28 protein-coding genes and 1 tRNA gene are annotated in these 23,622 nt (G+C 58.2%); 9 read left to right on the top strand and 20 right to left on the bottom strand.

Annotated elements, in window-relative coordinates; genetic code table 11:
- Window positions 1-30 precede the first annotated feature (30 nt).
- The 4 genes from rplT to thrS are packed head-to-tail and all read right to left on the bottom strand — an operon-like array spanning window position 31 to window position 3,143.
- Complete coding sequence (gene rplT, locus POF45_RS26630; protein ID WP_007905879.1) at window positions 31-387, bottom strand: 50S ribosomal protein L20; 357 nt, start codon at window positions 385-387, stop codon at window positions 31-33.
- A gap of 27 nt (window positions 388-414) precedes the next feature.
- The gene (gene rpmI, locus POF45_RS26625; RefSeq protein WP_008145659.1) at window positions 415-609 is read right to left on the bottom strand and encodes a 50S ribosomal protein L35; all 195 of its coding nucleotides are present in this window, start codon (window positions 607-609) and stop codon (window positions 415-417) included.
- 60 nt (window positions 610-669) lie between these two features.
- The gene (infC, locus tag POF45_RS26620; RefSeq protein ID WP_176469887.1) at window positions 670-1,221 is read right to left on the bottom strand and encodes a translation initiation factor IF-3; all 552 of its coding nucleotides are present in this window, start codon (window positions 1,219-1,221) and stop codon (window positions 670-672) included.
- On the bottom strand, window positions 1,221-3,143 hold the full coding sequence (gene thrS / locus POF45_RS26615; RefSeq protein ID WP_259501868.1) for a threonine--tRNA ligase: 1,923 nt from the start codon (window positions 3,141-3,143) through the stop codon (window positions 1,221-1,223). The genes infC and thrS overlap by 1 nt, the downstream gene beginning before the upstream one ends.
- Window positions 3,144-3,518: 375 nt before the next feature.
- Between thrS and POF45_RS26610 the strand changes: the two genes are divergently transcribed.
- A complete protein-coding gene (locus POF45_RS26610) occupies window positions 3,519-3,821 on the top strand; it encodes a hypothetical protein (RefSeq protein WP_259501860.1) in 303 nt (100 codons plus the stop codon).
- Between the two features lie 292 nt (window positions 3,822-4,113).
- On the top strand, window positions 4,114-4,326 hold the full coding sequence (locus tag POF45_RS26605; RefSeq protein WP_003179963.1) for a cold-shock protein: 213 nt from the start codon (window positions 4,114-4,116) through the stop codon (window positions 4,324-4,326).
- Between the two features lie 72 nt (window positions 4,327-4,398).
- Here POF45_RS26605 and POF45_RS26600 read toward each other — a convergent pair whose 3' ends face one another.
- Both POF45_RS26600 and POF45_RS26595 read right to left on the bottom strand, forming a co-directional pair.
- Complete coding sequence (locus POF45_RS26600) at window positions 4,399-4,716, bottom strand: I78 family peptidase inhibitor (RefSeq protein ID WP_259501858.1); 318 nt, start codon at window positions 4,714-4,716, stop codon at window positions 4,399-4,401.
- A gap of 167 nt (window positions 4,717-4,883) precedes the next feature.
- A complete protein-coding gene (locus POF45_RS26595; RefSeq protein ID WP_259501856.1) occupies window positions 4,884-5,189 on the bottom strand; it encodes a hypothetical protein in 306 nt (101 codons plus the stop codon).
- A gap of 132 nt (window positions 5,190-5,321) precedes the next feature.
- On the opposite strand from POF45_RS26595, the gene POF45_RS26590 reads away from it, so the two are divergent.
- The gene (locus POF45_RS26590) at window positions 5,322-5,534 is read left to right on the top strand and encodes a hypothetical protein (RefSeq protein WP_259501855.1); all 213 of its coding nucleotides are present in this window, start codon (window positions 5,322-5,324) and stop codon (window positions 5,532-5,534) included.
- Between the two features lie 33 nt (window positions 5,535-5,567).
- Here POF45_RS26590 and POF45_RS26585 read toward each other — a convergent pair whose 3' ends face one another.
- From POF45_RS26585 to POF45_RS26550, 8 genes are all read right to left on the bottom strand, one after another.
- On the bottom strand, window positions 5,568-6,596 hold the full coding sequence (locus POF45_RS26585) for a nucleoside hydrolase (protein ID WP_259501854.1): 1,029 nt from the start codon (window positions 6,594-6,596) through the stop codon (window positions 5,568-5,570).
- 44 nt (window positions 6,597-6,640) lie between these two features.
- Window positions 6,641-7,045, bottom strand: coding sequence for a D-ribose pyranase (gene rbsD / locus POF45_RS26580; RefSeq protein WP_259501853.1), 405 nt, complete (start codon window positions 7,043-7,045; stop codon window positions 6,641-6,643).
- Complete coding sequence (rbsK, locus tag POF45_RS26575; RefSeq protein ID WP_259501850.1) at window positions 7,042-7,959, bottom strand: ribokinase; 918 nt, start codon at window positions 7,957-7,959, stop codon at window positions 7,042-7,044. Before rbsK ends, rbsD begins: the two co-directional genes overlap by 4 nt.
- A gap of 57 nt (window positions 7,960-8,016) precedes the next feature.
- Window positions 8,017-9,036 (bottom strand): LacI family DNA-binding transcriptional regulator, encoded by a 1,020-nt coding sequence (locus tag POF45_RS26570; protein WP_259501840.1) that lies wholly within the window; start codon window positions 9,034-9,036, stop codon window positions 8,017-8,019.
- Window positions 9,037-9,039: 3 nt separating this feature from the next.
- Window positions 9,040-10,017 (bottom strand): ABC transporter permease, encoded by a 978-nt coding sequence (locus POF45_RS26565; RefSeq protein ID WP_282317080.1) that lies wholly within the window; start codon window positions 10,015-10,017, stop codon window positions 9,040-9,042.
- A complete protein-coding gene (locus tag POF45_RS26560; protein WP_282317079.1) occupies window positions 10,014-11,567 on the bottom strand; it encodes a sugar ABC transporter ATP-binding protein in 1,554 nt (517 codons plus the stop codon). The genes POF45_RS26565 and POF45_RS26560 overlap by 4 nt, the downstream gene beginning before the upstream one ends.
- A 55-nt stretch (window positions 11,568-11,622) precedes the next feature.
- Window positions 11,623-12,579, bottom strand: coding sequence for a sugar ABC transporter substrate-binding protein (locus POF45_RS26555; RefSeq protein ID WP_282317078.1), 957 nt, complete (start codon window positions 12,577-12,579; stop codon window positions 11,623-11,625).
- A gap of 196 nt (window positions 12,580-12,775) precedes the next feature.
- Entirely contained in the window at window positions 12,776-13,231 is a 456-nt protein-coding gene (locus tag POF45_RS26550) for a hypothetical protein (protein WP_259503130.1), read from the bottom strand.
- A 330-nt stretch (window positions 13,232-13,561) separates the two neighbouring features.
- Between POF45_RS26550 and POF45_RS26545 the strand changes: the two genes are divergently transcribed.
- The 4 genes from POF45_RS26545 to POF45_RS26530 all read left to right on the top strand — a co-directional run bounded on the left by POF45_RS26545 (window position 13,562) and on the right by POF45_RS26530 (window position 17,144).
- A protein-coding gene (locus POF45_RS26545) for an IS3 family transposase (protein ID WP_431978581.1) occupies window positions 13,562-14,781 on the top strand; the annotation gives its coding sequence in 2 pieces (ribosomal slippage) (window positions 13,562-13,907 and window positions 13,907-14,781; 1,221 coding nt in all).
- A 128-nt stretch (window positions 14,782-14,909) separates the two neighbouring features.
- A complete protein-coding gene (locus tag POF45_RS26540) occupies window positions 14,910-15,998 on the top strand; it encodes an asparaginase (protein WP_259501834.1) in 1,089 nt (362 codons plus the stop codon).
- A gap of 182 nt (window positions 15,999-16,180) precedes the next feature.
- Window positions 16,181-16,450 (top strand): DUF1654 domain-containing protein, encoded by a 270-nt coding sequence (locus POF45_RS26535; protein WP_282317077.1) that lies wholly within the window; start codon window positions 16,181-16,183, stop codon window positions 16,448-16,450.
- A 4-nt stretch (window positions 16,451-16,454) separates the two neighbouring features.
- Entirely contained in the window at window positions 16,455-17,144 is a 690-nt protein-coding gene (locus POF45_RS26530) for an endonuclease (protein WP_282317076.1), read from the top strand.
- A 186-nt stretch (window positions 17,145-17,330) separates the two neighbouring features.
- Here POF45_RS26530 and POF45_RS26525 read toward each other — a convergent pair whose 3' ends face one another.
- A complete protein-coding gene (locus POF45_RS26525) occupies window positions 17,331-17,696 on the bottom strand; it encodes an SPOR domain-containing protein (protein WP_282317075.1) in 366 nt (121 codons plus the stop codon).
- A gap of 250 nt (window positions 17,697-17,946) precedes the next feature.
- Between POF45_RS26525 and csrA the strand changes: the two genes are divergently transcribed.
- Window positions 17,947-18,141 (top strand): carbon storage regulator CsrA, encoded by a 195-nt coding sequence (gene csrA / locus POF45_RS26520; RefSeq protein ID WP_007938114.1) that lies wholly within the window; start codon window positions 17,947-17,949, stop codon window positions 18,139-18,141.
- Window positions 18,142-18,417: 276 nt separating this feature from the next.
- On the opposite strand, the gene POF45_RS26515 is transcribed toward csrA, so the two are convergent.
- From POF45_RS26515 to POF45_RS26505, 3 genes are all read right to left on the bottom strand, one after another.
- The gene (locus POF45_RS26515; RefSeq protein WP_282317073.1) at window positions 18,418-18,873 is read right to left on the bottom strand and encodes a DUF2214 family protein; all 456 of its coding nucleotides are present in this window, start codon (window positions 18,871-18,873) and stop codon (window positions 18,418-18,420) included.
- 325 nt (window positions 18,874-19,198) lie between these two features.
- A complete protein-coding gene (locus POF45_RS26510; RefSeq protein WP_259501825.1) occupies window positions 19,199-19,843 on the bottom strand; it encodes a glycosyltransferase family 2 protein in 645 nt (214 codons plus the stop codon).
- A 232-nt stretch (window positions 19,844-20,075) separates the two neighbouring features.
- Window positions 20,076-20,152: transfer RNA gene (locus POF45_RS26505), tRNA-Val, on the bottom strand.
- A 184-nt stretch (window positions 20,153-20,336) separates the two neighbouring features.
- On the opposite strand from POF45_RS26505, the gene POF45_RS26500 reads away from it, so the two are divergent.
- Complete coding sequence (locus POF45_RS26500) at window positions 20,337-21,620, top strand: NAD(P)/FAD-dependent oxidoreductase (protein WP_282317072.1); 1,284 nt, start codon at window positions 20,337-20,339, stop codon at window positions 21,618-21,620.
- Between the two features lie 59 nt (window positions 21,621-21,679).
- Here POF45_RS26500 and POF45_RS26495 read toward each other — a convergent pair whose 3' ends face one another.
- Window positions 21,680-22,528, bottom strand: a complete 849-nt coding sequence (locus tag POF45_RS26495; RefSeq protein WP_259501802.1) for an oxidoreductase — start codon at window positions 22,526-22,528, stop codon at window positions 21,680-21,682.
- A 121-nt stretch (window positions 22,529-22,649) separates the two neighbouring features.
- Window positions 22,650-23,621, bottom strand: coding sequence for an XdhC family protein (locus POF45_RS26490; RefSeq protein ID WP_259501800.1), 972 nt, complete (start codon window positions 23,619-23,621; stop codon window positions 22,650-22,652).
- Window position 23,622: the final 1 nt, after the last annotated feature.

Raw genomic sequence — 23,622 nt, 5'->3', positions numbered from 1 at the left:
GAGGTGAGGCCGGGTGACTGTCGGGGGTACTTAAGCCAAGGTGGCTTTAGCTTTCTCGACAATCGCAGCAAACGCCGCTTTTTCGTTCACTGCCAGATCAGCCAGAACCTTACGGTCGATCTCGATGGACGCTTTTTTCAGGCCGGCGATGAAACGGCTGTAGGACAGACCGTTGATACGTGCACCAGCGTTGATACGAGCGATCCACAGAGCGCGGAACTGACGTTTTTTCTGACGACGGTCACGGTAGGCGTATTGGCCTGCCTTGATTACCGCTTGCTTGGCAACACGGAATACGCGCGAGCGAGCGCCGTAGTAGCCTTTAGCAAGTTTCAGAATTTTTTTGTGACGTTTACGGGCAATGACGCCACGCTTTACACGAGCCATGAGTTACTTCCTCTATTCTTGACTAAATTAACGAAGGCGCAGCATGCGCTCGACTTTTGCCACGTCACACGGTGCCAGCAAGCTGCTACCGCGCAGTTGACGCTTACGCTTGGTCGACATTTTAGTCAGGATGTGGCTCTTGAAAGCGTGCTTGTGCTTGATACCGTTAGCAGTTTTCAGAAACCGCTTAGCAGCACCACTTTTAGTTTTCATTTTTGGCATGTTCGGATACTCCGCATTCAGTTGATAAACATAATCAGAAGGCCTGCCGTGCCCTGTTGATTACTTCTTCTTTTTCGGGGCGATGACCATGATCAGCTGGCGTCCTTCCATCTTAGGATGCTGTTCGACCGAACCGTACTCGAGCAAGTCACCTTCAACTCGCTTGAGGAGTTCCATCCCCAGCTCCTGGTGGGCCATCTCACGGCCGCGGAATCGCAAGGATACCTTGGCCCTGTCCCCATCACTCAGGAAACGTACCAGGTTGCGCAGTTTTACCTGGTAATCCCCTTCCTCCGTCCCTGGACGAAACTTGATTTCTTTAACCTGAATCTGCTTCTGGTTTTTCTTGGCTGCGGCAACCTGTTTCTTCTTTTCGAAGATCGATTTGCCGTAGTCCATCAGCTTGCAAACTGGGGGTACTGCATCGGCGGAAATTTCCACCAGATCCAGTTTGGCCTCTTCAGCCTTAAGAAGCGCGTCTTCAATTGACACAATCCCAAGCTGCTCACCCTCAGCCCCAATTAACCGAACCTCGCGTGCCGAGATATTCTCGTTGATCGGGGCTTTCGGTGCAGCTCGTTTATCTTGTCTCATTTCACGCTTAATAGTAATTACTCCGAATCTGGGCGACCACGCCGGGAAACCGCTTGCGCGAGAAACTCAGCGAACTGGGCGACGGGCATCGAGCCCAGGTCAGCACCTTCACGAGTACGCACAGCGACAGTCTGCATCTCGACTTCCCGATCTCCGATAACCAAGAGATAAGGAACCTTGAGCAAAGTATGCTCGCGGATTTTAAAGCCGATCTTTTCATTTCTCAAGTCAGACTTGGCACGAAATCCGCTTTCATTGAGAGTTTTTTCAACTTCAGCGGCAAAATCAGCCTGTTTATCAGTGATGTTCATGATCACTGCCTGGGTCGGCGCCAGCCACGCAGGGAAAGCACCCTCGTAGTGCTCGATCAGGATTCCGACGAACCGTTCGAAGGAACCGAGGATCGCCCGGTGCAACATCACCGGATGCTTGCGGCTGTTGTCTTCGGAGACGTATTCCGCGCCCAGACGGACAGGCAGGTTAAAATCGAGCTGCAGGGTACCACACTGCCAGACGCGGCCAAGGCAATCTTTCAGCGAGAACTCGATCTTCGGACCGTAGAACGCACCCTCGCCCGGCTGCAGATCGTACGGCAGGCCAGCGCTATCAAGGGCTGCAGCCAATGCGGCTTCGGCGCGGTCCCACAATTCGTCGGAACCAACGCGTTTTTCCGGACGAGTGGACAGTTTCATCTCGACGTCTTTGAAGCCGAAGTCGGCATAGACGTCCATGGTCAGCTTGATGAACGCAGCGGACTCAGCCTGCATCTGCTCTTCAGTGCAGAAGATGTGGGCGTCGTCCTGAGTGAACGCGCGAACACGCATGATGCCGTGCAACGCACCCGATGGCTCGTTACGGTGGCAGGCACCAAACTCAGCCAGACGCATCGGCAGCTCGCGGTAGCTCTTCAGGCCCTGATTGAACACTTGCACGTGGCAAGGGCAGTTCATCGGCTTGATGGCGTAGTCGCGGTTTTCCGACTGGGTGGTGAACATGTTGTCGGCGTAGTTGGCCCAGTGCCCGGATTTTTCCCACAGGCTGCGGTCAACGACCTGCGGAGTCTTGATCTCCAGGTAGCCGTTGTCGCGCTGAACCTTGCGCATGTACTGCTCGAGCACCTGGTACAGGGTCCAGCCGTTCGGGTGCCAGAACACCATGCCCGGCGACTCTTCCTGGGTGTGGAACAGACCCAGACGCTTGCCGATCTTGCGGTGATCGCGCTTTTCAGCTTCTTCGATGCGCTGGATGTACGCCGCCAGCTGCTTCTTGTCTGCCCAGGCAGTGCCGTAAACGCGCTGCAATTGCTCGTTCTTGGCATCGCCACGCCAGTAGGCGCCGGACAACTTGGTCAGCTTGAAGGACTTCAGGAAGCGCGTGTTCGGCACGTGCGGACCACGGCACATGTCGACGTATTCTTCGTGATAGTACAGGCCCATGGCCTGCTCGTTCGGCATGTCCTCGACCAGGCGCAACTTGTAGTCTTCGCCGCGGGCCTTGAACACTTCGATCACTTCGGCACGCGGAGTGACTTTCTTGATCACGTCGTAGTCTTTTTCGATCAGCTGCTGCATGCGCTGTTCGATGGCGGCCAGGTCGTCGGGCGTGAAAGGACGCTCGAAGGCGATGTCGTAATAGAAGCCTTCGTCGATGACCGGACCGATGACCATCTTGGCCGTCGGGTACAACTGCTTGACCGCATGGCCAACCAGGTGGGCGCAAGAGTGGCGAATGATCTCCAGCCCCTCTTCATCCTTTGGCGTAATGATTTGCAGCGATACGTCGCTGTCGATGATGTCGCTGGCGTCGACCAGCTTGCCATTGACCTTGCCGGCCACGGTTGCCTTGGCCAGACCTGCACCAATGGATGCGGCGACCTCGGCTACGGAAACCGGGTGATCGAATGAACGTTGACTGCCGTCGGGAAGAGTAATAGTTGGCATGGCGCCTCCTCTCCTAGTGGTGACCCCTACCAAAGGTCACGTGGGTTGGGATGAGCCAGTACAAGATCCGGTCCAGGCCATTCAATGACGAACGCCTGCCTTACAGCGGCAGGAGCCTTGCGGCCAACCGGAAAACCGAACCAGAGTGACTGGGATTCAAATCAGGGTTATTCGCGCAGTTGCCGCCATCGGGACCGAAAGTCGTCCGAAGCCTGCAAAAGCCCGAGTCGGGCATGCTAGCACAGATGAACGGTCATCGACGCACTGGCGCTTTACGCCAAGGCAAAACGTCGTTTTTTATGCCAGAGTGCTGAACTTGAACCCTATTTCATCCATCAGATTTCCAGCCATTTGACCCAAAAGGAGCATCCAAGCATGCGTCTGAATCGTTTACTCGCAATCTTCGCGCCTGTCGCCCTTCTCTTGCCGCTGACTGCCCACGCCGACTGGCCGGCGGGCCTGCGCAAGCAATATATGGATCAGTGCGTTCCAGCGGCTGCACAAAAGATTGGCGATGCAGCGGCAAAAGCTGTCTGTGGTTGCGGTGCAGATCAACTCAAATCCTACCCTGCCAGTGATCTCAAGGCGTTGATGAGCGGTACGGCCAGTCAAGAGCTGGGAGACAAGGCGATGCAGAAAATTGCCCTGTGCCGGACCGAGAACGGCGTCAAAAAATAAGTCGGGCGGCGGCGCTTTTATACCTGCAGGGCTAGCAAAAAGGGCGTGAAAACAGCTTTTTCATACAATTTACGCAGCTTTTACAGCTTTTTTTATCGCCTCATATTTCCGCTCAAGCCCTTTGAAATCGGGGCTCCCAGCCATATCAAGCGATAAAGAAAACCAGACAAATTGGCAAACTGCACCTGCGGGGGGCTCCCAAAGCGAACATTTCGACTATGATAGTCCGGTGTGCCCAGTTGGCCTGAGCAGCACAGTACTACTGAAAATATATGTTTCTTGGAGATACACCATGTCTAATCGCCAAACCGGCACCGTTAAATGGTTCAACGATGAAAAAGGCTTCGGCTTCATCACTCCTCAAGGTGGCGGTGACGACCTGTTCGTACACTTCAAAGCTATCGAAAGCGACGGTTTCAAAAGCCTGAAAGAAGGCCAGACCGTTTCCTTCGTGGCTGAGAAAGGCCAAAAGGGTATGCAAGCTGCACAAGTTCGCCCAGAGTAAGTTTCTGGCGCACTAAAAAAACCCCGTCCATGTGACGGGGTTTTTTATGGGCGAAACAAAAGCCTGATGCGATCAGCCGCAGTTGACGCGGGTAATCACCGACTGGTCATCCGTGTTCAGGTTGAGGCGATCGGAGCGGTACTCCAGGGTCACCATGTCGTCGGGCTTGAGGAACCGGGCATTCTGCGCGCCTGCGCGAGTACGCGCCTGCTCCAGCAATTCGGGCGATGCCTTTTTGCCAATGGCGAATTCAGCAGCCTTTGCTTCGCAGCGGCTGTGGCCAGTGTCGGTCATCACAGGGTCTTTTGCAGACTCGGTGGAGGTCGTATTGCAACCGGCCAGCATGGCAGCGGCCAGCAAAGTACCCAATGACGCGAGCTTCCAAGGCATGAAAGCCTCCTTTTATCGATAGTTAAGCTGAGATCGTGCGACCGCCAAATCTGTGTTTGGTTTCGCAAGGCGCGCGAACACCCCGCCTCGGATCTGAAGAAGCACCGAGTTTGCCTGAGCATCGCGGCGGCGTTCACCAATCAATCGTGACTGAATATGAACGGCGCTCAATAGACATCGATGTAGTCGTACAGCGGGTTCGGCCAGTTTTCTTTCAGCGCGTTGAAGATCTGCATGACCCAGACTTCATCGCTGGCCGCGACCAGTCCGACATAACCAGAACCCTTGGCCCACGTCTCCAGGCGAAATCGCAGCCCGTCGATGTCGGTACCGCCTACAACGCCCGACGAAATGTAGGCAATGCCGCCCTGGGTCACGCGCAACTGGGTGTGTTCGTCATCGCTGGCAGAGGCCAGCAACTGACGCACAGCCTCAAGCGTCAAGCCGTCAGGGGTGTTCAAATCGATCTGCACAGCACAGTCCTTGAAAATATTTCGAAGGCCAAGTGTCGCATAGCCCTCCCCTCATGCCTAAGTCGGAGTGCCAAATCTCGCGCAAAATGGTTAACTCGCTACTCAGACTTTTCCGACTTCACGAGCGCCCCCATGACCACCGTAAGCATCGACGCCGACATCAAAGCCAAGTGGCCACAAGGCCACAGCTCGTACAGCCCCGGCAGTCCGGAGGAGTTGGCAATCATTGGTATCGATTTGTTGGTCAAGGAGTTGGGGACGCAAGCTGCCCAGTCCTTTATCACGCAGGTGTTCGAGAAGTACCCGCCTGACTACCTTGGCGTGGTGGATTCAGAACGGGAGTAAAACCCCGCAGGCTGGCACCTGCGGGGGTGTGATTTACTTCAGGCGACCCAGACGCTGGGTCAGCAGGTCGAAGAAACCCTGGGCATCGCCATTCTCGACCCAAAAGGCATTCTTCGGCGCCTTCAGGCCGTCGTACCAGTCGACAATGGTCTGGCCGAAGGTCGGACCTTCGCGGCTGTCGATGACCACGTTGACCGAACGCCCGGTGAACAGCTCAGGCTTGAGCAGGTAAGCAATGACCGTAGCGTCGTGCACCGGACCACCCGGAATGCCGTAGTGCTCCATGTCGCCCTTGACGTATTCATTGAGAATATCGCCCACGATCTTGCCAGCGTTGTTGTTGAGCGCGGCAATCTGCTTCAGGCGCGCATCGCTGGTCAGGATCTTGTGGGTCACGTCCAGCGGCAGGTAGGTCAGCTTCACGCCGCTCTTGAGAACGACTTCCGCCGCCTGTGGGTCAGCGAACAGATTGAACTCGGCCACAGGGGTAATGTTGCCACCATTGAAGTGCGCGCCCCCCATGACCACCACTTCCTTGATGCCCTGAACGATCTCCGGCTCCTGAATCAGCGCCAGCGCCAGGTTGGTCTGCGGACCGAGCATGGCGATGGTGATGCTGTGGGGCTTGGCGGCTTTCAAGGTATCGATCAGGTAATTGACCGCATTGCCCTTGGCCAGGCCTTCCTTGGGCTCATGCACGGTCACACCCGACAGGCCTTCCTTGCCATGGATGTTCTCGGCGTAGATCGGAGTGCGCATCAGCGGCTTAGGTGCGCCAGCGTAGACCGGCACCTCTTCACGGCCTGCCCACTCACGAGCCAGGCGCGCATTGCGTGAGGTCTTGTCCAGACGCACGTTGCCGGCGACGGTGGTCAGCGCGCGAATGTGCAGTTCTTCCGGCGACGCCAGGGCAAACAGCAAGGCAACCACGTCGTCGGCGCCCGGGTCGGTGTCGATGATCAGGTCGATTTTTTCCGCCGCTTGGGCGCTTGTTGCGGTAATCAGGGACAAAAGCAGCAGACTCCGGAGCAGGTGGTGCAGTTTCTGGGCATAGCGGTGCATAGAGCACTCCTTGTGCGTGGGAAAGCAAATAGGGATACAGCGAGTTAGAACGTCACCCCGGACACCAGCACGATGTTGCAGTAAGGCTGACATTCGCCTGTACGAACAATCGCCCGGGCCTGTCGGCTGAGCACTTTAAACTGATCATGGCTGAGCAGCTCGCGCTGACCGAGTTCGCCTTCTGCAAGCAGCTCATCGAGCACGGTCAAAGGCGTCGGTTGCTTGTCGAGGATTTCCTGGGCCAGCACATGGCTCTCGACCTGCATTTCACTGAGCACGACCTTCAGCGTGCTGATGAAATCAGGCACGCCGTGAGTCAGCGCCAGATCGATCAATTCTACCCCTGGCGGCACCGGCAGGCCGGCATCGCCGATCACCACCATGTCGCCATGGCCCAGAGAAGCGATCAGCCGCGATAGCGCGACGTTGAGCAGCGGTGTCTTTTTCATGGTGTTTTAAAAGCCTGTACGTCGGACAAGTTGGGGATCGAAGGTTGCGCACCCGCTCGGGTGACCGACAGCGCCGCGGCAACCTGACCGAACCGAATGGCCTCGGCTTCGCTCTTGCCGGATGCAAGGGCCGCCGCGAAACCACCAACAAAGGTGTCGCCGGCAGCCGTGGTATCGACGGCCTTCACGGTCGGTGCCGGGAAATGTTCAAAGCGCGCGCCATCGGCAAACAGCGAGCCTTGGGCGCCCAGGGTGATGATTACCTTGCCGGCGCCCATGGCGATCAGACGGGTCGCCGCGACTTCGGCCGTTGTCAGGGAATCGACCGGCAAACCACTGAGCGCCGAGGCCTCACTTTCATTGGGAATCAGGTAGTCGATGGACACAAACCAGTCTGCCGGCAGCGGTCGGCTGGCAGGGGCCGGATTGAGGATCACGGTCTTGCCCAATGCACGACCACGCTTGAGTGCATGGCCCACCGTGGCGTCCGGCACTTCCAACTGACAGATGATCACGTCGGCCGATTGCAGCACCGCATCAAAACGGTCGATCACTTCAGGCGTCAGTGCACCATTGGCGCCAGCGACAATCACGATGGCGTTCTGGCTATTGTCATCGACCACGATCAACGCCACGCCGCTGGAGTCTTCAACGGTGCTGACTGCCTGGCAATCAATCTGCTCGACCAGTAACGCATCGCGCAGTTGCTGGCCGTAGGCGTCGTGCCCCACGCAGCCGACCATCGATACGTCGGCGCCCAGGCGCGCGGCAGCCACAGCCTGATTCGCGCCCTTGCCGCCGGAGACGGTGGAAAAGGAATTGCCGATCAGCGTTTCACCGCCACGGGGCAGCCGCGGCGCCCGGGTGACCAGGTCCATGTTCAGGCTGCCTATTACCACTACTTTTGCTGGCATACATTGCTACTCATCAATTCGGTTTCAGCGGCTTTTCAATTCAGCGGTGCTTTTAGTTCATCTGTATTCGGCGAACACACCGGCCAGCGGCGCAGTCGATTCACGCAAGACAATGCTGGGGGTCACAATCCGTTGATCAGTCGCCATATCGGGGGTGGCAATACGTCGTAAAAGCACTTCGGCGGCCATCTCCCCGAGCTGCAGGATTGACTGGCCCACAGTCGTCAGCGCCGGGTAGACGTAACGGCTCATCTGGATGTCGTCGAAACCAATGACCGACAGCTGCGAGGGCACACGCACATTGCGCTCGGCGGCGGCGCGCAGGACACCGATACCGATCATGTCATTACCGGCGAAAATCGCCGTAGGCGGGTTGTTCGCCAGCAAGGTCGCGGCGGCGTTGTAACCGCCGGTGCTGGTGAAATCGCTTTCCAGCATGCGCTCACGCGGCACGTCGACACCGGCCTCTTTCAAGGCCCGGCAGTAACCGGCCAGACGCATTTGCGCCACGCTGGTGGAGGCCGGCCCGCCGATGGTTGCGATGTCCCGATGGCCCAGCTCCAACAGGTGCCGGGTCGCCAGATAGGCGCCGTATTCGTGATCGATACGCACCAGATCCGCATCGACGCCCTCCAACCCCCGGTCGACGATGACCATCGGCGTGCGCACGCCTGCAAGACCCTGAGCCAGCCCCATGTCGCCACCAGCAGAAGCCACGATCAAGCCGTCAATGCGCTTTTCCAGCAGCACTCGCAGATAGCTGCGCTGCTTGTCCGGGTTATCATCGGAGTTGCAGAGAATCACGCAGTAGCCATTACGCTCGCAGTAGTCTTCAATGCCCCGGGCCAGCTCGGCAAAGTACGGGTTAAGGCTGTTGGGCACCAGCAAACCAATGGTGGCCGTGGTTTTGGCTTTCAGTGAGCGAGCCACGGCACTGGGCACGTAGTCGAGGCTTTTGATGGCCGCCTCGACTTTCACCCGCACCTGCTCACTGACAGGCCGCGTCTTGTTCACCACGTGGGACACCGTGGTGTAGGAAATCCCCGCGAGCGCCGCCACATCCTTGATCGTTGCCATGTATCAGATCCGCCGGCTTGCGCGATGACTGCGATAAGTATCGAGTACCACCGCGACCACGATGACGGCGCCGGTGATGATGCGCTTGGTCGGCTCGGTCGCGCCGATCTGCGCCAGACCCGCCGCCAGCACGGAAATGATCAGCACACCAAAGAACGTGCTGACGACCGAACCGCGGCCACCCATCAGGCTGGTGCCGCCGATCACCACTGCAGCAATCACCTGCAACTCCAGACCGGATCCGGCATTCGGATCAGCGGCTTCGAGACGTGAAATCTGAAACAGCGCGGCGATACCGGCCAGCAACCCCATCAGACTGAATACCAGAATCTTGTAGGGCTTTGGATTGATCCCCGCCAGACGCACGGCTTCTTCATTGGTGCCGATGCCGATCAGGTAACGACCGAACACGGTACGAGTCAACACGGCCTGGGCAATGATGATGATCAGAAAGGCAATGATGAACGATGGCGAAATACCGAAGGCGATCGGATCGGACAGCCAGGCAAACGAATCGCCAATGTAGGCGGTGCGCGAACCGGTCATCTGGTAGGCCAGGCCGCGTGCCATTTCCAGTACGCCCAGGGACACGATGAACGACGGTATCCGCCACGCCACCGTGATGGAACCGGTGACGGTCCCGGCCAGCGCAGCCGCCGCCATGCCCAACAGCGCTGCAGGCAACACGCCCCAGCCCCAACCCAGAATCGCCACGCTGACGGTCGATGCCGCCAGCGCCAGCACCGAACCGACGGACAAGTCGATGCCACCAATGATCAGCACGAAGGTCATGCCGACGGCCAGCACCATCAGGTCCGGGATTTGGTTGGCCAAGGTGCTGAAGGTGTCGTAAGACAGAAAGTGGCTGCTCAACACCGAGAACAGCGCGACCATCGCCAGCAAGGCCCCGGCCAGGCCCAGATAGGTGCCGAGGCCGTAAAAATTGCCACTACGTTTACCGGCAGATGTTGCAGTTTTCATGGAAGATCCCTAGGCGCTGCTTCGTTGAGCAACGCATCTCGTTTTTGGTAGCCGGCGAACGCGGCGGCAAGCAAATCATCCTGGGTCCAGCTGTCGCGCTCGAAGGTGTCGATCATGCGCCCCGCCGACAACACGCCGATCCGGTCGCAGATCAGCATCAGTTCTCGCAAGTCACTGGACACCACCACCAACGCCTTGCCCTGACGGGTCAATTCGCCGAGCAAGGCATAGATGTCGAACTTGGCGCCCACATCGATACCGCGAGTCGGTTCATCGAACAGCAGCACCGAGCAATCACGCTCCAGCCAGCGGCCAATCACCACCTTCTGCTGGTTGCCGCCGGACAGCTCGGACACCAATTGTGTCGGGCTGGAACTGCGGATGCGCATGGCGTTGATCTGGCGCTGGGCCAGGGCCATTTCGTCGCCATTGTTGACCACACCGGCATTGGAAATCACCGGCATATTGCCCAGGGCGATGTTGGCGCTGATCGACTGGGTCAGCAGCAAGCCTTCCCCCTTGCGGTCTTCGGTGATCAAGGCAATACCGTGCCCGACCGCGTCAGACGGTGAGCGAATGCTCACCACCTGCGCAGGCGACCCAAGCGCCACGGTGCCGCTGTCGGCGATGTCGGCGCCGAAGATCAAACGCAACAATTCGGTGCGCCCTGCCCCGATCAGACCGGAGATACCGTAAATCTCGCCGGCACGCACCTCGAAGGACACGTCGCGAACCTTGTCGGAACGGCTCAAGCCTTTGACCGTCAGGGCAGGAGCGCCGATGTTGCGCGGGCCCATGTCGAGGTGTTCACCCAACTCGCGACCGACCATCAGGGTCACCAGTTGCTCGCTATTGTAGTTGGCCATCGGCTCGACGCAGACCAGGTTGCCGTCGCGCAGCACCGCAATGCGCTGGGCCACTCGCGCCAGCTCTTCGAGGCGGTGGGAAATGTAGATGATCGATACGCCGCGAGCTTGCAGACGAGTGATCTGTTCGAACAACATCTCGACTTCACGGGCCGTCAGCATCGCGGTCGGTTCGTCAAGAATCAGCACATGGCAGTCGCCGATCAGGTTACGGGCGATCTCCACCATTTGCTGGTGACCGATGCCCAACTCGCCCACCAGAGTGTCAGGGTCGATCGCGTCGAGGCCGACCTGGGCCATTGCTTCAATCGCCGCTTTGCGCAGTTGCTTGCGGCTGATCCAGCCGCCATTGCTTGGCAGATTATCGAGAAACAGATTTTCCGCCACCGACAGCGTCGGCAGCAGATTGAGTTCTTGCATGACCATGCGCACGCCCAGGTCTTCTGCCTGGGTGCGGCTGCCGGGACGATAATCGCGCCCCTGGAATTGCATCTGGCCGGTGGTCGGCGTGACCAGCCCACCGATGATTTTCGACAGGGTGCTTTTGCCGGCGCCATTCTCACCAGTCAGCGCCAGCACTTCACCGCGCATCAGCGTCAGATCGATGCCGGTCAGAACCGGTTGGGCATAGGTCTTACCGATACCGCTGACCGAGAGGACAGCGTTCGGGGCGGAAACTGACATAAAAACTCTCCATGCGCTCGCCCGGACGGACGAGCGCCATTGTGTCGCCGGAAAACTACTTGGTAACCAGCTCTACCGGCGTTTCGATCACGCCGTTGGCACCGCTGTCGACTTTCTCGCCCTTGAGGATTTTCAGCGCCGTCTGGATGCCGAACACCGCTTGCTTGGCGGCAAACTGGTCAGCGGTGGCCAGGACTCGGCCGTCCTTGAGCATTGGCTTGATGGCGTTGATGTTGTCGTAACCGACCACTTGCACCTTGCCGGCCTTGCCAGCAGCACGCACTGCCGATACGGCACCGACTGCCATGCTGTCGTTGCCGGCCAGCAGCGCCTTGGTTTCCGGGTATTCACTGAGGATGGACGCGGCAACCTTGTTGCCTTTGTCGATTTCCCAGTCACCGGATTGCAGCGAGATGACTTTGATTTGCGCCGTCTCCATCGCGTCCTTGAAGCCCGCGGTACGCTGCTGGGCATTGGTGGTGGTAGAGACGCCTTCAATGATGCCGACTTCGTCACCGGCCTTCAGTTGCTTGGCCAGGTACTCGCCCACCAGACGCGCGCCTTTGCGGTTATCCGGGCCTACGAACGGTACGGTGATGTTCTTGCTTTTGACCACAGCCGGGTCCAGCTGGTTATCGATGTTGATCACGGTGATACCGGCATCGATGGCCTTTTTGATCACGGGGACCATGGCCTTGGAGTCAGCCGGCGCAATGACCAGGGCGTTGACCTTGGCCAGGATCATTTGCTCGACGATGCGGGTTTGCCCTGCTGTGTCGGTTTCGTCCTTGATGCCATTGGAGATCAGGTCGAAATCGGCGGAATGGTCTTTCTGGTAGGCCTTGGCGCCATCTTCCATGGTCAGGAAGAATTCATTGGCCAGGGATTTCATGACCAGTGCGACTTTGGGTTTTTCCGGGGTGTCGGCGAAAGCCGAGGAGAGAGGCAACGCGGCGGATGCGGCAGCCAGCATAGCGACAGCGAGAAGACGTCCAGCGAATGGCAGCTTCATGGGTTCACTCCGATCTTATGATTATTGTGAGCAACGCTTGCGCTGGCGTAGGCTTTATCGCGTTCGCCGATGGATCGAGCCATCGACGTCGTCGCGCAAACGTTTGCGTAGATCGAACTATGCGAACCCTGCAGAGTTTTGTCAACGATCAGAAACGACCGTTGAGAAGAGTCGCCGGTAAAAACCGGCATTCACTTCAAGCCGTGGTATTGACCACCGCGCCGGACCCGGCGCTCTTGGTCATTTCCTTGTACAGGGCGTTGGCTGTTTCCAGCAATGCAGCATTGGTCTGGGCAATTTGCCCTTGAATCGCCGAAACGGCCGTCAGCTTGGCTTCAGGGGTCGGGTAAGGCGCTGCCTGGGCGGCCACCAGATCTTGCTGCTGCTGACGCAGTTGCTCTTGCAGTTCTTTCAGACGTCTTTGCAATACTTTCTGCGCCACACTGGCAGTGGAATTATCTTCTGCCTCGCTGGCGCTCACGGGTTTATCAAGACCGACAGCGCCGGTTTTGACCTTGCCATCACTTGCCTTTACGCCCAGCGCTTGAGCCGACGCTTCCTCGGTCGCTTCATTCAATGCGCGAATCGTCGCGGCTGTCTTGCCACCGATGGTGACGGCGGCGACGTTGGGAATACCGACTGAAATTGACATGTGAACTCCTGAAAAAGAAAGATCCTTCCATTGAACATCGGCCTGAGCACGCATTTCTTTAGTTGTGTTTTTCCCACTGGCAAGTCGAATAGACAACAGCGTCTGTAGTCTCTTTCGGAGAGCCGAACGCGAATAGCTCATATGTTCGGAATACCGGACACCAGAGCGTTGGCGATCTTCGGTAAACGAAACAATATTGATATAAATCATCAGGTTAAACGTTGTTTTCCGCGAAGGTATGACTGGTACAGATCCTGCTCTGAACGAGCCCCATGAAAGACAGGACACCGTTTCCCCCTTACGATAAGGGATAGGCAAACGGTTATGTTTATGACTAACAGCAACGATAAGAATGGGGAGTTTTTGGGCCAGGAGCGGCGGCGCCGCTGGAGCCCAGAGCAAAAGCTGGCCATGGTTCGCGAGAGCCTTGAGCCAGGGCAAAGTGTGTCGGTCGTCGCTCGGCGCAACGGCATCAATGCCAACCAGTTATTCCTGTGGCGCAAGCTGTATCAGGACGGCAGCCTGTCGGCGGTCAGCGCGGGCGAAGCCGTGGTGCCGGCCTCCGAGCTGAGCGATGCGCTCAAGCAGATCCGTGAGCTGCAACGGATGCTGGGCAAAAAAACGATGGAAGCGGAAATCCTCAAAGAAGCCGTGGAGATCGCCCGGTCGCGAAAATGGATTGCGCACTCACCCTTGTTGCCGGGGGACGACCAGTGAAGCTGGTCAGCGAATGTCTCGGTGTGGCGCGCTCGCAATTAACGGTTCGAATCAAGCAATCGGTATCGCCCAAGACACGGCGAAGCAGGCCTGTGAACGACGCTGAGTTGGTGGCCGAAATCCAGCAACAGGTCAGCGAACTGCCCAGCTATGGCTACCGTCGAGTCTGGGGATTGCTGCGTCGCGTCCGTGAAACCCAGTTGCTACCCGCGATCAACGTGAAGCGGGTTTACCGGGTGATGCGTGATCACAACCTGCTGCTTGAACGCCGGATCAAACAACCCGGCGTGCCGCGTCGGCACGAAGGCCGTATTGCGGTGCAAACCAGCGATACGCGTTGGTGCTCGGACGGCTTTGAATTCCGTTGCGAGGACGGCGCTAAACTGAGCGTGACCTTCGCCCTGGACTGCTGTGATCGCGAAGCCATCGGCTGGGTCGCCAGCCCAACCGGGTACAGCGGCGATGACATCCGCGACTTGATGCTGGAAAGCGTGGAGAAGCGCTTCGGTGATCAGCTGCCTGCAACGCCGGTGCAGTGGCTCAGCGATAACGGTTCGGCCTACACCGCCGAACAGACGCGCCTGTTTGCTCGACAGATCGGCTTGCAGCCGGTGACCACACCGGTGCGTAGCCCACAGAGTAATGGCATGGCAGAGAGCTTCGTGAAGACGATCAAGCGTGATTACGTGGCGCACATGCCCAAGCCGGATCGAGAAACGGCGCTGCGTAACTTGGTAATTGCCTTCGAACATTACAACGAGCAGCATCCGCACAGCGCCTTGAACTACCGTTCACCGAGGGAGTTCAGGCGCTTGGCAGTGGCATCAATTTAACGGGGAGTTGGTGTCCGGTTTTGAAGGGGCAAGTCCATGCTCCTATTGGATACCCCCGGCGTTCAGATCAGCCAGGGGCGATCTAGATGAACCTGCATCAGCACCGTCTCACTACTAGAGAGAACATAATGAAATCTGCACTTAACACTTTCATTCCGGGCGCCTTGGCCCTTCTGCTACTCCTGCCCACCGCCCTTCAGGCGAAAGAAGTCCAAACCCAACAGAAACTCGCCAACGTGGTGATCCTGGCCACCGGTGGCACCATTGCCGGCGCTGGCGCCAGCGCCGCCAATAGCGCCACTTATCAAGCCGCCAAAGTCGGCATTGAACAACTGATCGCCGACGTGCCGCAGTTGAGCCAACTGGCCAATGTGCGTGGCGAACAAGTCATGCAGATTGCATCCGAAAGCATCACTAACGACAACCTGCTGCAATTGGGTCGTCGCGTCGCTGAACTGGCCGACAGCAAAGACGTCGATGGCATCGTCATCACCCACGGCACCGACACCCTGGAAGAAACCGCTTACTTTCTGAACCTGGTGGAAAAAACCGACAAGCCAATCATCGTGGTCGGCTCCATGCGTCCAGGCACCGCCATGTCGGCTGATGGCATGCTCAATCTGTATAACGCGGTGGCCGTGGCCAGCAGCAAGGAAGCCCGCGGCAAAGGCGTGCTGGTAACCATGAACGATGAAATCCAGTCCGGTCGCGATGTCAGCAAAATGATCAACATCAAGACCGAAGCCTTCAAAAGTGCCTGGGGCCCGCTCGGCATGGTGGTTGAAGGCAAGTCCTACTGGTTCCGCCTGCCGGCCAAGCGTCATACCCTGGATTCGGAATTCGACATCAAGACCATCAAGAGCCTGCCTGACGTAGAAATTGCCTATTCCTATGGCAACGTCAGCGACACGGCCTACAAAGCCCTGGCCCAGTCGGGCGCCAAAGCCATCATCCACGCCGGCACGGGCAATGGTGCGGTGTCTTCGCGCGTCGTCCCTACCCTGCAGGCCCTGCGCAAGGACGGCGTACAAATCATCCGCTCGTCCCACGTCAACGCCGGCGGTTTCGTACTGCGTAATGCCGAACAGCCAGACGACAAATACGACTGGGTCGTGGCTCACGATCTGAACCCGCAAAAAGCCCGGATCCTGGCAATGGTCGCGCTGACCAAGACCAACGACAGCAAAGAGTTGCAACGGATGTTCTGGGAATATTGATTCGCCCTCGCCCGACCGGTCCCGGCCGGGCACTGCTTTCGCCACTCGCCAGTCCCGGCGAGTGGCCTGGCACTCACCTGACAAAAAAATCTCAAGTTTCCTACACCAAATGGAAAAAAGTGCTGTCAGAGGATTTTCTTGAATTTTAAGCAGTTGCGAAAAAGCTTACAGTTAAATACTGTATGCACGTACAGCTTAATAAGGATAATTCCGTGGCCACGACCCCTGTCTCTCCTGACACCTATCAGCGCATGGGCATGCGCGTGCAAAAAATCATCAACTCCCCTACAGCGCAAAAAGCCAAAGCTGCGCTGATTTTTCGTCTGCCGGATGAACCGGTGAATGAATGGGAGCAATTGCTCGAAGAAATCGACGAAAACGACAACGTCACCCTCGCCTATCGCGACGACGGTGGTGTGCAGATTTTCTGGGTTGTGCCGAAGGAAGATTGAGTCAATGAGTGTCCGCTGTTTTGCTTTGCTGTTTCTGTTCATAACCATGAGTGCCCAGGCCGACGCGCCACGTACGTTCAACGAAGCCAAGAAAGTCGCCTGGAAGCTCTACGCGCCGCAGTCCACCGAGTTCTATTGCGGCTGTAAATACACAGGCAACAAGGTCAACCTGGCGGCGTGCGGTTATGTCCCGCGCAAAAATGCCAAGCGCGCTTCGCGCATCGAATGGGAACACATCGTTCCGGCCTGGCAAATTGGTCATCTGCGCCAATGCTGGCAATCGGGCGGACGCAAAAATTGTACGCGTTACGACCCGACCTACCAGAAAGCCGAGGCCGACCTGCACAACCTGGTGCCGAGCATTGGCGAGGTCAATGGCGATCGCAACAATTTCAGCTTCGGCTGGTTGCCGGTGCAGTCAGGTCAATATGGCTCATGCCTGACCCAGGTCGACTTCAAGGCCAAGAAGGTCATGCCACGCCCGTCGATTCGCGGGATGATCGCCCGGACTTATTTTTACATGAGCAAGCAGTACGGTTTGCAACTGTCCAGACAGGACCGTCAACTGTATGAAGCCTGGAGCAAGACTTATCCGGTACAAGCCTGGGAACGCCAGCGCAATCAGAGCGTGGCGTGTGTGATGGGCCGAGGCAATGATTTCGTCGGACCGGTCAACCTGAAAGCCTGCGGCTGAATACCGCTTGAAGACACAAAGGCCCCGGACATTAAACCCGGGGCCTTTTGGGTTGCTCACCACCCGCTTTGTTGCAGCGCCAGCAACCCATCAGATTGAGCGAACCCCTGGCAATGCTGCGCTCCCTGATCAGGTACGTGCGCAGACTCGTCACCCATGCCGCAAAACACCCGCCAATTGGCCGGATTACTGCGCCACCGGATGCTCGATGACCAACAATTCGATGTTCTGCTTTTTAGCCCGGACGAGCGCTGCATCTACCTCGGCCTGCTTGGCCTGCGCGTCGGCTTTGGAGTTGAACGGCCCGATCAAAATACGCGCTTTGCCATTTTCCATGACAACGTTGGAAACAAAACTGTGCTCGATCAACCAACCGCTCAGGTCACTGACCGCCTGAGTAGTTTCCCCCCGCACTTCGAGATACCACTGCGGCGCGACAGCCGTAGCCGGTGCAGAAACAGCCGTGGCTGGCGCCTTGCGAGCGTCCGCCTGATTGCCTTCACCACATCCCGCCAGTGCCAGTACTGCGATTACCAAGGCCATTTTGCGCACAACGCTTCCCTCTGAATGTTGAAAGCGGCGATTTTATCATTCATGAATACTTCACGAGAGCCGCAAAATGGGCTTAAAACAACGAGAATGATGGTTGCGGCCTCTGTATAGTTACGCCTTGGGAATTAATGCTGCATCTGCGCGTCAGAAAGAGGCACCCAAACCGTGAGACTTCGCACTAATCTATACATACCACCGACCTCTGCACTGTCTGAATCAGGTGCCCTACAAAGCAATCAAGGAGAAGACCATGCTGATACTCACCCGCAAAGTCGGTGAAAGCATAAACATCGGTGATGACATTACGATCACCATTCTGGGCGTTAGCGGCCAGCAAGTCAGAATTGGCATCAACGCCCCGAAAGACGTTGCGGTACATCGTGAAGAAATCTATCAGCGTATCCAGGCCGGCCTGACCGCCCCAGACAAGCCACAAACACCCTGAATCCTGCTGCTGTCAGTAGCCAGCCCGTACGCTTCAGCGCTATGGCTGGCTAAAGATTCAGGCACGCCATCGCCATCTGCCTGTTCGCTTTCACCCTTCTCGATGGCCATGGCGCACGCTTCTACCCCCCGCCCCAAATCCCAGTGCAATGCCGGCCGGTTTCAGCCGCCGGATGTTCGCGGCATTCGCGGTCACAGCCAATACTAATCACCCGCTCCGTATCATGGCTATCAGACGTTTCCGTTTAAGCCCGAGGAAGAGAGCGATCAGCGCCGCCTAGCCAAATGTCACACCACGGGCCATGCCCGTTGCCGCAATGACCATCAACATCATCAATAGCGCTTCGATGTGGCTGAACCGGGCAAACAACTTCGTGCGCGTTGTATCGATTGCCGCGCCGCGTGACTGCGCAATCCGCCACTTGATCAACGCCAGCATGGGCGCAACTTCAAGTAACAAGATGAGGACGAACAAAGCCATCTTGAGCTGGAACAGGGGCTGATGAAGGTAATAATCGGTGCCTTTTTCGTACCCGCCAAAAGCACGCATCCCACCGCTGACCAACAGCACAAGCGCGGACAGGCCCCACAGATTGTCCGCGATCAATACGCTGCGGACCTCCCCCGCCCCAGCCGACAAACGACGCAAGGCCGTGCCCCGCGTGAGCACCGCCCAGAACCCGATGACCAGGGCCAAGAGATGAACAGCCGCAAGAAACCAGTGAGTCAGCATTGATCCACTCCTGTCAGTACGATGGTGAGCCGGCCTGTCAGTAGTAGCTCAGAATGTCCGGATTTGCATGCCGCCCAAAGCGCTAGCCAGTGACGATCAACGCTTGTGAGTGGTTCCCGCAGACTCCTGAGTGTTCATCCCTGCACAGCTTGCCTGGTCGGGATTGTCTTCACAGCTTTCCTGATAGCTGAAGTATTTGCAGCCTGCACAGAGCACGGCTGCGAGCCAGAGGACTGTCATTAATTTCACATCCAACTCTCTGGAATGTTGATGCCAGCGTAGTTCATGGTCACGCGCTTCCAACTGTTACGCTTCATTGCTCGCTTCAAGCCAGCGAAGCCAGATAATCACCAAACCCCTCTCGGCACCTGCTCTCCTTGCGAGCGCTGGTGATCACGCTATTGCTCGCCGTCCACACAATACGCGCGCCAGCCAGCTCCAGATCCTGCACCAGATGAACGTCCTCATGCGCCGGCAAGCTCTTGAAGCCGCCTGCACGCTGATAAGCAATCGAACACACGCCGAGGTTTGCGCCGTGTATGTGTCGATGCCCCTCAACGTGCTGATAGAGGCTGTCGTACCTGGCCTGCACCGCCGGACCATGAGCCTCCCAGGAGTCGACATTGACCGTGCCGCAGACCGCGTCCGCGCAAAACCCTATCTGCCGGAACAGCCATTCGGTAGAAACGATGGTATCGGCGTCGGTAAAGGCCAGCCATCGTGCGCCAGCGGCGATGAGCGCCGCGGCCCCCGCGCGCCTGGCCGCGCCGACGTTTTGCCCTTCGATGGCCAACGTCGCAACTCCCGCGCTCTGCGCCACCTGCGCCGTACCATCGGTACAGCTATCCAGCACCACCAGAATCTGAACGTCTTCCTTCAACAGCGGGTGCGCTGCCGCCGTAATAACTGATAACAAACACCCGCCCAGCAGGTTCTCTTCGTTGTGAGCTGGAATCACCACACCAATCATTTTGCGCCCCCCGTACCGAGTAACGGCCACATTTTCTGCGGGCCGTTTTGAGGAAGACAGGTGGCGATTTCGATAAGTTCGAGATTTCTTGACGGGAGCGGATCGGTAACCGGCGGGCACGGTTGTGCAGTTTGAGCGAGGGCTTTGCAAAAGTTTTGCAAATCGCAGACAACAAAAAAGGGCCCACCTTTCGGTGAGCCCTTCCAGACCGCCCAGCAGAGCGGATTTTGTTTGGTAGGCGCGATTGGACTCGAACCAACGACCCCCACCATGTCAAGGTGGTGCTCTAACCAACTGAGCTACGTGCCTGCTGTGAGGCGGCATTCTACGGAATTCCGGAGGGGTGTCAACACCTTTTTTCGAGCTAACCCTATGAATATGCAAAATATTTAATTTTGCCGCTGCAAAGAAGATTTTCCCGGTGGCTGGCAGCCGATTTTTAACTCAGGTAGGATCGGCCCACTCGTAAAATATATTAAACAGAGGCTGCAGGATGGCGAACACACCCTACCCAGAGTCCTATTACGCCGCGTCGGCCAATGCGGTACCGCCGCGCCCGGCCTTGCAGGGCGAGGTCGAGACTGATGTCTGTGTGATCGGCGCCGGCTATACCGGTTTGTCATCCGCGCTGTTTCTGCTGGAGAACGGTTTTCGGGTGGTAGTGCTGGAAGCCGCCAAGGTGGGGTTTGGTGCATCGGGGCGTAACGGTGGGCAGATCGTCAACAGCTACAGCCGTGACATCGACGTGATTGAGCGCAGCGTCGGCCCCAAGCAGGCGCAACTGCTGGGTGAGATGGCGTTCGAAGGTGGGCGGATCATTCGTGAGCGGGTGGCCAAATATAATATCCAGTGCGACCTGAAGGACGGTGGCGTGTTCGCCGCCATCACGGCCAAGCAGATGGGTCACCTGGAGTCGCAGAAGCGCCTGTGGGAACGTTTCGGTCACACGCAGCTTGAGCTGATGGATCAACCTCGCATCCGCGAAGTGGTGGGTTGTGATCAGTATGTCGGCGGCATGCTCGACATGAGCGGCGGCCATATTCATCCGCTGAACCTGGCACTGGGTGAAGCGGCGGCCGTTGAGTCGCTGGGCGGCACAATCTATGAACAATCGCCAGCCGTGCGTATCGAGCGCGGGGCGAATCCGGTGGTGCATACGCCACAGGGCAAGGTCAGGGCCAAGTTCATCATTGTTGCCGGCAACGCTTATCTGGGGAATCTAGTGCCGGAACTGGCGGCCAAGTCGATGCCGTGCGGCACCCAGGTGATCACCACCGAACCGCTGGGCGATGCGTTGGCCAACAGTTTGCTGCCTCGGGATTACTGCGTCGAAGACTGCAATTACCTGCTGGACTACTACCGACTGACCGGCGACAAACGCCTGATCTTCGGCGGTGGCGTGGTGTATGGCGCTCGGGATCCGGCGAACATTGAGGCGATCATCCGCCCGAAAATGCTCAAGGCGTTCCCGCAACTGAAGGACGTGAAGATCGATTACGCCTGGACCGGCAACTTCCTGCTGACCTTGTCGCGCCTGCCGCAGGTCGGACGGCTGGGGGACAACATCTACTACTCCCAGGGTTGCAGCGGGCACGGCGTAACGTACACCCACCTGGCCGGCAAGGTGCTGGCCGAGGCGTTGCGCGGCCAGGCCGAGCGTTTCGACGCGTTTGCCGATCTGCCGCATTATCCATTCCCGGGCGGGCAGCTGCTGCGTACACCGTTTGCGGCGTTGGGAGCCTGGTATTACGGGTTGCGGGACAAGCTTGGGTTCTGACAGACACTGAAATCCACTGTGGGAGCAGGCTCGCTCCCACCTGTATTGCAGCTTGACGATCAGCTTGGGAAATCAGCCCCTTCACTGACACTGGCCCACCCTTCGAAGTCCTTGCGCAGGGACACGATCTTGCCGCGCCCACCGGCCAGTGCCGCTTTACCGAGCAACAGACGCAACGGCGGATTCTCGGCCTCGACCGCATTGACGATCGCGACCGCCGCCCGCACCGGATCACCGGGCTGTTTGCCGTTGTAGCCGCGGATCATCTCCATGCGCTTGCCGGCCGTTTCACGATAATCATCGATGCTCTGGCTCGCCTCGTTGGCCGAGCGCCCTGCCCAATCGGTGCGGAAACCGCTCGGTTCGACGATCAGCACCTTGATCCCCAGCGGCGCCACTTCCTGGGCCAGCGACTCGGACATCCCCTCCACCGCAAACTTGGTGGCGTGATAGAAGCTCACCGCCGGGAACGCGACAATCCCGCCCACCGAAGAAATATTCACCACCGTGCCACTGCGCTGCTTGCGCATGCCCGGCAGCACCGCGCGGGTCATTTGCGCCAGGCCCCAGACGTTGATTTCCATCATGTTGCGCACTTGCTCCAGATCGCTTTCTTCAAACGAGCCGAAGTAGCCGATCCCGGCGTTGTTTACCAATACGTCGATACGACCGAATCGTGCCTGGGCAGCTTTCACGGCGGCATCGATCTGCGCCGGATCGGTCACGTCCAGTTTCAACACCAGCGCGTTGTGCTCATGACCGCTGACGATGTCTTCGACCTGCGCCGGGTTGCGCGCCGTGACCACAGTCGGATAGCCGAGGCTGAGGGTGTGGAGGGCCAGTTGGCGGCCAAAACCTGTTGAACAGCCGGTGATGAACCAGACCGGTTTTGCTGTCGATGCAGTCATGCGGATCTTCCTCCAGGGAGTTTGCCCACCCATGCGAGCATTGCCACAGAGTATGGACTCGCCGAAGAAGCCGCCGTTCTAAAAATTGTCGGCGCCGAGCTTGCTCGACGCCGACAGAGCCTCAGAGCTTGTCCCGCGCAATCCCGCTACGAATTCGCAGAATGTCGGCCAGCACCGCCAAGGCGATTTCCGCCGGGGTCTTGCTGCCCAGATTCAGACCAATGGGGGCATGGATCCGCGCCAGCTCGGCGTCCCCCAAACCGCCAATCCGGCGTAACCGCTCAAAGCGTTTTTGCGACGTCTGCATCGAGCCCATCACACCGATGTAAAAGGCCTCGGTGCGCACCGCCTCCATCATCGCCAGATCGTCAATGCGCGGGTCATGGGTCAACGCCACCACCGCCGTGTCGCTGTGGCAGCCGCCATCAGCGATGAACACTGACGGCAGCTGGCGGCGAATGTCGACGTTTGGCAGCACCACGCCGTCAAGCACTTCGTCGCGGGGATCGCACAGAATCACTTCGAAGCCCAGCCCCACGGCAAACTCGGCACAAGCCTGAGCCACGCTGGAATACCCGGCCAGCAGCAAACGCTGCGCCGCGCCAATGCGCACACGGACCCGATCAATCTCACGCTCGATGCGCGCGCCCTGCTCGCGATCGGCAAACAGACTGCGCGCTCCACTGGCCAGATCGACCTCGCGGATCAACCGGCGCTGCCCGAGCAACGCCGACTCCAGCTCGCGCAGATGCGCTTGCACTTCGCAATCCGGCTCAAGCTTCTCCACCAACACGTCGAGCACACCGCCGCAAGGCAAGCTCACACGCGAGCGCGGATCATCACCTTCGCCGTAGCGAACCACGCCGACGGCATCGAGAAACGCGCCTTCGGCAACGCGTTCGAGAAAGTCCTCCTCGACGCAGCCACCGGACAGCGAACCGATCCATTGCCCGTCAGCGTTGACCGCCAGCAGCGAGCCCGGCGCACGGGGCGCCGAGCCGTAGGTGGCAAGCACTGTGCACAACCAGACACGCTGACCGGCAGCCGACCAGTCCAGCGCCCGACGCACCACTTGCAGATCGAGATGCTGCATG

This window comes from Pseudomonas fungipugnans (assembly GCF_029955235.1).
GTDB classification, from domain to species: Bacteria; Pseudomonadota; Gammaproteobacteria; order Pseudomonadales; family Pseudomonadaceae; genus Aquipseudomonas; species Aquipseudomonas fungipugnans.
The sequence above is the reverse complement of the archived record's forward strand: the minus strand, read 5'-3'. Positions and strand labels throughout refer to the sequence as shown.